This window comes from Geobacillus sp. B4113_201601, assembly GCF_001587475.1.
GTDB classification, from domain to species: domain Bacteria; phylum Bacillota; class Bacilli; order Bacillales; family Anoxybacillaceae; genus Geobacillus; species Geobacillus icigianus.
The window spans coordinates 2251-10265 of record NZ_LQYX01000059.1 but is presented as its reverse complement, the minus strand read 5'-3'; the positions used below and the strand labels follow the sequence as shown (position 1 = coordinate 10265).

Genomic DNA, 8015 nt, shown 5'->3' with positions numbered 1-8015 from the left:
AGAAAACCGTCCTTTCTTGGTAGGGTTATGGTGACTTTATTATACCAAAAGAGGAACGGTTTTCTTATTTTTTTTTTGCGAAAAAAAGGAGGGTGTCCGAAAAGCGAACGCTATGCGAACACTTTTGGGACACCCTCGCTTTTTTTAGGAAAAAGGCGCTTTTCACGCCAAGGAAGAGGCGCTTCCTCATCAATGTTTTTCGTGCAAATCAGCAAGCCATGCATGTAAAATAGAAGCGAGGTGATTTGCGACGTGAAAAAACAAACGCTTTTGGAATGGATGGAGCAGCTCCGTCAAGATCCGCATGTCGTCTATTGGCATGAAATCGAACCGAAAGAAGCGGACACCGTTCCGTTTCCCGCTGAACTTGACGCGCGGGTGCGCTTGGCGCTCGAGGCGCGCGGCATCGCTTCGCTGTATACGCATCAGGCGGCCGCGTACGAGGCGGCGCGGGGCGGGCGGAACGTCGTGGCCGTCACGCCGACCGCTTCCGGAAAAACGCTTTGCTATAATTTGCCGGTGCTGGATACCATCGCGAAAGCGCCGGAAAGCCGTGCGCTTTATTTGTTTCCGACAAAAGCGCTCGCCCAAGATCAAATGCATGAACTCCATGAGATCATCGCCGAGATGGAGGCGCCGATTTACACGTATACGTATGATGGCGACACGCCCCCGGTGTTGCGGCAAAAAATCCGTCAAGCCGGCCATATTGTCATTACGAATCCGGACATGTTGCACACGGCGATTTTGCCCCATCATACGAAATGGATTTCTTTGTTTGAGCAGCTGCGTTATGTCATTATTGACGAATTGCATACATACCGCGGCGTGTTCGGCAGCCATGTCGCGAACGTGATTCGCCGCTTAAAGCGAATATGCGCTTTTTATGGGAGTTCCCCGACATTTATTTGCGCTTCAGCGACGATCGCCAATCCGCAGCAGCTGGCTGAGCGGTTGACAGGGGAACCGATGACGCTCATCGATCAAAACGGGGCGCCGCAAGGGCGGAAGTGGTTTGTGCTTTACAATCCGCCGATCGTCGAGCGAACGATGAACGTCCGGCAAAGCGCGGCCAAAACGGCGGTCGAATTGGCCCGCCAGCTGCTTTTCAACCGGATTCCGACGATCGTATTCGCCCGCAGCCGCGTCCGCGTCGAACTCATTTTAAGCCATTTGCAGGCAGCGCTGCGCAGCCGGGGCGGAGAAACAGCGGTTCGCGGCTATCGTGGCGGCTATTTGCCGAACGAGCGGCGCGCGATTGAAAAAGGATTGCGCAGTGGGGAGGTGCTCGGCGTCGTCAGCACAAACGCCCTTGAACTCGGCGTTGACATCGGACAGCTGCAAGCGTGCGTCATGGCCGGGTATCCAGGAACGATTGCCAGTACATGGCAACAGGCGGGACGCGCCGGCCGGCGCCACGGCGATTCGCTCGTAGTGCTGGTGGCCAGCTCCAATCCGCTCGATCAATACATGATCTCCCACCCGGAATATCTTTTCGCCCGCTCCCCAGAAACGGCGCGCATCAATCCGGACAATTTGCTCATTTTGGTCGACCATCTCAAATGCGCGGCCTACGAGCTGCCGTTCCGGCGCGGCGAGACGTTCGGCGGCGTGGAGGTCGAAGAGGTGCTCGATTTTTTGACTGAGCAAGGGGTGCTAAACGAACGCGCCGGCCGCTGGCATTGGATGAGTGACGCGTTTCCGGCGCATGATGTCAGCTTGCGTTCTGCGGCTCAGGAAAATGTGGTCATCATCGATCGTTCCGAGACGGCCCGCCCTCGCGTCATCGGCGAGATGGATCGGTTCAGCGCCATGACGCTGCTCCATGAGGAAGCGATTTATTTGCACGAGGGGACTCAATACCAAGTTGAAAAGCTGGACTGGGAGGAGAAAAAGGCGTACGTCCGCCAAGTGGATGTCGACTATTTTACAGACGCCAATTTGGCCGTGCGGCTCGATGTGCTGTCGGAAGACCGCTGCCAAACGAACGGGTCGATGGTCGTGCGCTATGGAGATGTATCGGTTCGGGCGATGGCAACCATTTTTAAAAAGATCAAGTTGTCGACGTTTGAAACGATCGGCTCCGGGCCAATCCGGCTTCCGGAGGAAACGATCCATACGTCAGCGGCATGGGTGGAGTGGGAGACGGTGCCGCCGCAGTTTTCACCGGCGCAGTTTGAACAGCTTCTCGTCAGCATGGCCAATGTGCTTGGTCATCTTGTGCCGGTATTTGTCATGTGCGACCGCTCTGACATCCATGTCGTGCCGCAATTAAAAGCTCCGCATTCCGGGCGGCCGACGATCTTTCTTTACGATCATTACCCCGGCGGTGTCGGTCTGTCTGAGGCGGTGTTTGAGCGATGGACAGAAATCGTAGAGCGGGTGCGGCAATGGGTGGAGCATTGCCCATGTGCGGACGGGTGTCCGTCGTGCATCGGCGTTTCAAGCGCCGCTTTGCCGTCAGTGAAGCGTCAGCTCGTTGCATTTTTACGCGAGCAGATGGCCGCTTGGCTGCCGTCATCGGTTTAACAAACTAGCCGATGATCAACAGTTCGTTCGAATGGCGAAAAGGGGTCGGTCACGAGGGGGCAAGTGAACCAAGTACGGCTAGGAGGCCGGTGATTTCGTGCAAAACACCGTTACGTTCGACCTGTTTCTCAAAGAGAAACCTTGCAGAATCAGCTTTCTTTTTTGAATGAAAATGTCGCCGATTGGTGTGTGACAGCGTTTTTTCACCAGCCTTCTAGAGCCGGTAGCGTCAAAAGTTCTATGAAAACTCCACACAAACCATTCCATTGAACATCGTGGGGCATGCGGAGAGCCAAAGGGAGGTGGACGGATGAAGCCGAAGTTATCGCAATGGAAAGAGTTGCTTGCCGCTCGTCATCAGTCAAAACGGCCGGCGGACGAAAACGAGGAAGCGGCCAAGCAGCGGTCGGACGTGCCGTATGTCGATCTCTGGCAGGAATACGGCGTAAAGCCGTATTGGTATGAGGGCGATTATTGCCTTGTTCGGGAAACGTCGTATCCGCTCACTTGGCCACACGGTCGCTATCGGCTTGGTGATTTGTATGACGTGCACCGAAGATGGCAGGAGGCGCCTTTTTCCCATCCCCTTTCGTGCCGCGGTTTGGCCGTTAGCGATTTATTCTTTTTTGATACCGAGACGATGGGGTTGTCGAGCGGGGTCGGAAACGTCATGTTTTTGCTCGGCCATGCCCGCGTGCTCGGCGATCGCGTTGTCGTTCGTCAGCACGTGCTGCCTTATCCCGGGGCGGAAGCGGCGCTTTACCAAAGCTTCTTGTCGGATGTCGATTACACAACGCTAGTCACCTACAACGGGAAAGCGTTCGACTGGCCGCGCCTAAAAACCCGCCACGCGCTCGTCCGCGACGTCGTCCCCCACCTGCCGTCGTTCGGCCATTTCGACTTATATCACGCCGCTCGCCGCTTATGGAAAGATGCGCTCGACTCCCTTCGCCTTGAGGAAGTCGAACGGAGCCTGCTGTCGATCGAACGGGGCGAGGATGTGCCGGGCTTTTTGGCGCCGATGATGTACAAAGAGTTTTTGCACACGCCGCATCCCGACCGAATGATGCCGATATTGCGCCATAACGAAAACGATGTGCTGTCGCTCATCTCCCTTTACATCCATTTATCCATCCAACTGCTTGAAGCGGCACAGCTGGCCGATCCTAGGGAGCAGCTGGCCGCTGCGCGATGGTTGGAAGCGGTGGGGGAAACAGCCGCCGCCCGGAACGTCTACGAACAAGCAAGCGGTAAAGAAGCAAAAGAGGCCGAAGCGGCAAAATGGCAGCTGTCGCTTTTGTATCGAAGAGAAAAGCGATATGAAGAGGCCGCGGCCATTTGGCGCGACTTATTGGCCGGCGGGAACGCGCGCTGGAAAGTGAAAGCCGGGTTGGAGCTGGCGAAAGCGTATGAACACCATTTCCGTGATGCCAAAGAGGCGCACCGCTATGCGGTGATGGCGTACGAAGCGTGGCGGCCGCTCGCCCGGGCAAGCCGGGAACGCAGCGAGAAAGAGGAAATGGAGTGGCGCAAGCGGTTGGCGCGGTTGGAACGCAAGAAAGCCAAGTCGTCGTTTGCTCATTTCCCTGGCAAGCGCAAAATGTGACAAAAATGCAAAAATAGCGGCTTTTTTGTTGCGAATCTTGTAGAAAAAAAGAAAAACATGTACAATGGCATCGGAACGAATGAAAACGATGGCAGGGAGACGAAGACGATGCGAAGCATGTACAAAAAAATTTTGTATCTCTTTTTTATTGTCGTCGGCTTGACGTTTGTCGTGTTTCGGTATGTGTACTAACAAGAGCTTGCCCAACGTTTTTCGTTGACGGGAAGGATCGAGCAAGGCGCCTGCCAAAAGAAGAAAATGGGTATCTATACTAGTACAAGACGGCTCTGTTCATCATAGGCTAGTATTGTCAACAATCAGCCTAGATGATGAAAGGAGAAGGATGCTATGCATTGCCCACCACATGTAACGGCGCCGATCGTTCATCCGCCTCAATGTTGCGTCCAACACCATTTCCAAGCAACGATTGTGCCGCATATCCATCCATCGCACACGACGCACGTGTATCATCACCTGTATGAACATCAGCATTATTTCCCGCATACGGAATCGGCAGTGGCACAAGCGGCCAACCGCCATGTGTACTGCCCTGCTCCGATGCCGGGATGGGGGCCATTCCCTGCGCCACCTATGCGCTAAAAAGGAGTGGCTCGAGGCCAAAAAGGGTGTTCCCGTCAACACGGGGACCCCTTCTTTTGCGTGACAATGCAAGACTGGCGCCAGATTTTCAACGGGTCGAGGGCAGACCATTGCCCATGGAACTTTTTCATAAAAATCTCTAAATGGAGCTGATTTCTATCCTTGGATGGAGGGCAAGACGTTGCCCATGGATCTTTTCTGTAAAAACCCCTTTACCAAACGTTGATTTTCATCCTTGGCCGGAGGGCAAAGCGTTGTCCATGGCGTTTCTATGAACATCCCGCAGCGGCAATGAATGTCCATGCTTGCCGGGAAGACGCCGCGATCGGCTTTTTTGCTGAACATCCGCGCAGCGAGCCATGCGCTTCATCCTTGGGCGGAGGGGAACCGATGGGCCATGGCGCTTTTTTGTCCGTCCTGTTCTTGGTCTCGAAAACGCTGAAAACGGTTTGACAGACGGGCGATCCGGACATAGCATCGAAGTGGAGGCGTCGCTTCATTTCTTCCGCTCGGTTCATTGACAATCAGCGCAATTTCTGAAAAAATAAAGGAAAGATGATCGTTGAATGCGGATTGAGGTGAAAAATCATGTCAGCCCAAAGGGTGAAACTGACGCCAAAGGACATATTAGAAAAAGAGTTTCGAGTCAGTATGCGGGGGTACAATCAAGACGAGGTCGATCAGTTTTTGGATCTCATCATCAAAGATTACGAGGCGTTTCAGCAAGAAATCGATGAGCTTCGTCAAGAAAACGCTCGGCTGAAGCGGCAAGTTGAGGAGTTGCAAAAACGGCCGGCTGTATCGGCGGGAACGACGAATTATGATATTTTGCAGCGTCTTTCCAACTTAGAGAAGCATGTGTTTGGTCGCAAATTGTATGAATAGTCGGCAGAGCCGCGTCAGCGAAAAAGATTCCGGTTTTTTCCTCTTGCTTGCTTGAGGAAAATGAATTATACTAGAAGATGCTCGCAGCGTTCATCATGTTCGGGTAATCGCTGCGGCCGGTGTTGGCCGTAGAGGAAAGTCCATGCTCGCACGGTGCTGAGATGCCCGTAGTGTTCGTGCCTAGCGAATCCATAAGCTAGGGCAGTCTGGCTTCGGCTGGGCTGACGGCGGGGAAAGAACCTACGTCCGCTATGCGGATATGGTTCGATTACCCTGAAAGTGCCACAGTGACGGAGCTCTAAGGGAAACCTTAGAGGTGGAACGCGGTAAACCCCACGAGCGAGAAACCCAAATGATGGTAGGGGCACCTTCCCGAAGGAAATGAACGGAGGGAAGGACAGGCGGCGCTCGCTGCCTGTAGATAGATGATTACCGCCGGAGTACGAGGCGCAAGCCGCTTGCAGTACGATGGTACAGAACATGGCTTACAGAACATGATGAACGCGGTGGATGGAATCGTGAAAAGCCCTCCTGCAGGAAGGAGGGCTTTTCCATTTCTTTTTGCTGTTTTTTCGCTGTCATGGCTATAATGAGGAGTAGAGAAACGGAGCTTGTACATACGTCTGTTAGATAGGGGGAACATAATGACTTCGTTTTCGTTGATTGCCACGGCCGCGATGGGGCTCGAATCGGTCGTCGCCGACGAAGTGCGCCGGCTTGGCTACGATTGCCAAGTCGAGAACGGCAAAGTGACGTTTGAAGGCGATGCGCTCGCCATTTGCCGCGCCAATCTTTGGCTGCGTGCCGCCGACCGTGTAAAGCTGAAAGTCGGTGAGTTTCGGGCGACGACGTTTGAGGAACTGTTTGAACAAACGAAGGCGCTGCCGTGGGCCGATTATTTGCCGAAAGACGCGGAATTTCCGGTTATCGGGAAATCGGTGAAGTCGACGCTGTTCAGCGTTTCCGACTGCCAAGCCATCGTCAAAAAAGCGATCGTTGAAAGTTTAAAAGAGCGCTACCGTCTATCATGGTTCCCGGAAACCGGACCGCTTTACCGCATTGAAGTGGCGCTTCATAAAGACATTGCCACATTGACGATCGATGCGAGCGGAGCGGGACTGCATAAACGCGGCTACCGTGTCCGTCAAGGGGAAGCACCGCTTCGGGAAACGCTCGCTGCCGCCTTAGTGCTGCTGACGAATTGGACGCCGGATCGCCCGTTTGTCGATCCGTTTTGCGGATCGGGGACGATTGCGATTGAAGCGGCGTTGATCGGGCAAAACATCGCCCCGGGATTTAATCGCGATTTCGTGTCCGAACAGTGGCCGTGGATCGGGGAGCGCGCATGGGAGAGGGCGCGTCAAGAAGTGGAAGATATGGCGCGCTACGATGAGCCGCTCGATATTTGCGGGATCGACCTTGACCCGCGCATGGTTGACATGGCCCGGGCGAACGCGGCCGAAGCCGGGTTGGCCGATCTTATTTCGTTCCAAACCGGACGGGCGGAGCAGTTTCGGACAGACAAATCGTACGGAGTGATCGTCAGCAACCCGCCATATGGTGAGCGGCTCGGCGAACGGCGGGAGGTTGAAGCGCTCTATCGCGCCATCGGCCGCACCTTCACCGCCTTGGATACGTGGTCGGTGTACATCTTGACCGCCCACCGCGGCTTTGAAACGCATTACGGCAAGCCAGCGACGAAGCGGCGCAAGCTGTTTAACGGTTTCATTGAGACGCATTACTATCAGTACTGGGGGCCAAGGCCGCCGAGGAAATGCTGATTTACGAAGGGATTGAGCGATTTTTCGTAAAGTGGCTTGCAAAAAATAATTTGGCTTTTACAAAGATCACACTTTCTTTTCTGAAATTGAAAAGGAGGTGTGGCTTTTTTGTTGAAAGATATTAAAGAATTTATTGGAAAATGGCTATTCAAAAATCTTTTGGTTCATTACCACAACGTGCATTTGACAGACGGTGCACTTCTCTGAACAGGTGTAGGCAAAAAATGATTTGTTTCTGTTCTTTCGTGGATGCATAAGTAAGATGTGTGATGAAAAAATCAAGTACAACTTGTGGTGAAGAGCCTTTGTATGATTTTTGTGTAAAAAATAGGTCAATATCACTAATGATCTCATGAAAAAATGGTATAAAAATCATAATTTATGGCTCTTCACCACAAAATGTACTTGACAATCAAGTTGTTTTCTGATCAAGGGTACAAAGAAATGCGAATTTTCCTGCATGATAAAGGTAACCAAACCATCAACCATGGAGGAAATTTCGCATGCCATCTCCGTTTATCAAAGATTTGATCACTTTACCAGACTTTCTTATTCAAGGAGAACGAAAAGAGGGAGGACGATGGACTTTTGAACGTTCCCTCCCTCCTCATTGC

General features: G+C 53.0%; 7 protein-coding genes and 1 other RNA gene. All 8 read left to right on the top strand.

The window, feature by feature from the left end; all coding sequences use genetic code 11:
- Positions 1-228: hypothetical protein (locus B4113_RS20465; protein WP_235597980.1), on the top strand; the 228-nt coding region annotated here is incomplete at its 5' end.
- A gap of 24 nt (positions 229-252) precedes the next feature.
- Positions 253-2529 carry a DEAD/DEAH box helicase gene (locus B4113_RS08095; protein WP_033017745.1) on the top strand — a complete coding sequence of 759 codons (2277 nt, stop codon included), beginning with the start codon at positions 253-255 and terminating at the stop codon, positions 2527-2529.
- Between the two features lie 310 nt (positions 2530-2839).
- The gene (locus tag B4113_RS08090; RefSeq protein WP_051985031.1) at positions 2840-4135 is read left to right on the top strand and encodes a ribonuclease H-like domain-containing protein; all 1296 of its coding nucleotides are present in this window, start codon (positions 2840-2842) and stop codon (positions 4133-4135) included.
- Between the two features lie 57 nt (positions 4136-4192).
- Positions 4193-4327 carry a hypothetical protein gene (locus tag B4113_RS20950; protein ID WP_255358705.1) on the top strand — a complete coding sequence of 45 codons (135 nt, stop codon included), beginning with the start codon at positions 4193-4195 and terminating at the stop codon, positions 4325-4327.
- A gap of 156 nt (positions 4328-4483) precedes the next feature.
- Positions 4484-4735, top strand: coding sequence for a CotD family spore coat protein (locus tag B4113_RS18715; protein ID WP_081897222.1), 252 nt, complete (start codon positions 4484-4486; stop codon positions 4733-4735).
- A gap of 588 nt (positions 4736-5323) precedes the next feature.
- On the top strand, positions 5324-5620 hold the full coding sequence (gpsB, locus tag B4113_RS08085) for a cell division regulator GpsB (protein ID WP_033017746.1): 297 nt from the start codon (positions 5324-5326) through the stop codon (positions 5618-5620).
- Positions 5621-5715: 95 nt separating this feature from the next.
- An RNA gene (gene rnpB / locus B4113_RS08080) (RNase P RNA component class B) lies at positions 5716-6113 on the top strand.
- A 151-nt stretch (positions 6114-6264) separates the two neighbouring features.
- Positions 6265-7401, top strand: a complete 1137-nt coding sequence (locus tag B4113_RS08075) for a class I SAM-dependent RNA methyltransferase (protein ID WP_061912401.1) — start codon at positions 6265-6267, stop codon at positions 7399-7401.
- Positions 7402-8015: the final 614 nt, after the last annotated feature.

What these genes read in the sequence shown, in the direction of transcription:
- B4113_RS20950 (WP_255358705.1), top strand. Translation starts at nt 4,193, where the DNA reads ATGTACAATGGCATCGGAACGAATGAAAACGATGGCAGGGAGACGAAG.
- gpsB (WP_033017746.1), top strand. Translation starts at nt 5,324, where the DNA reads ATGTCAGCCCAAAGGGTGAAACTGACGCCAAAGGACATATTAGAAAAA.
- B4113_RS18715 (WP_081897222.1), top strand. Translation starts at nt 4,484, where the DNA reads ATGCATTGCCCACCACATGTAACGGCGCCGATCGTTCATCCGCCTCAA.
- B4113_RS08075 (WP_061912401.1), top strand. Translation starts at nt 6,265, where the DNA reads ATGACTTCGTTTTCGTTGATTGCCACGGCCGCGATGGGGCTCGAATCG.
- B4113_RS08090 (WP_051985031.1), top strand. Translation starts at nt 2,840, where the DNA reads ATGAAGCCGAAGTTATCGCAATGGAAAGAGTTGCTTGCCGCTCGTCAT.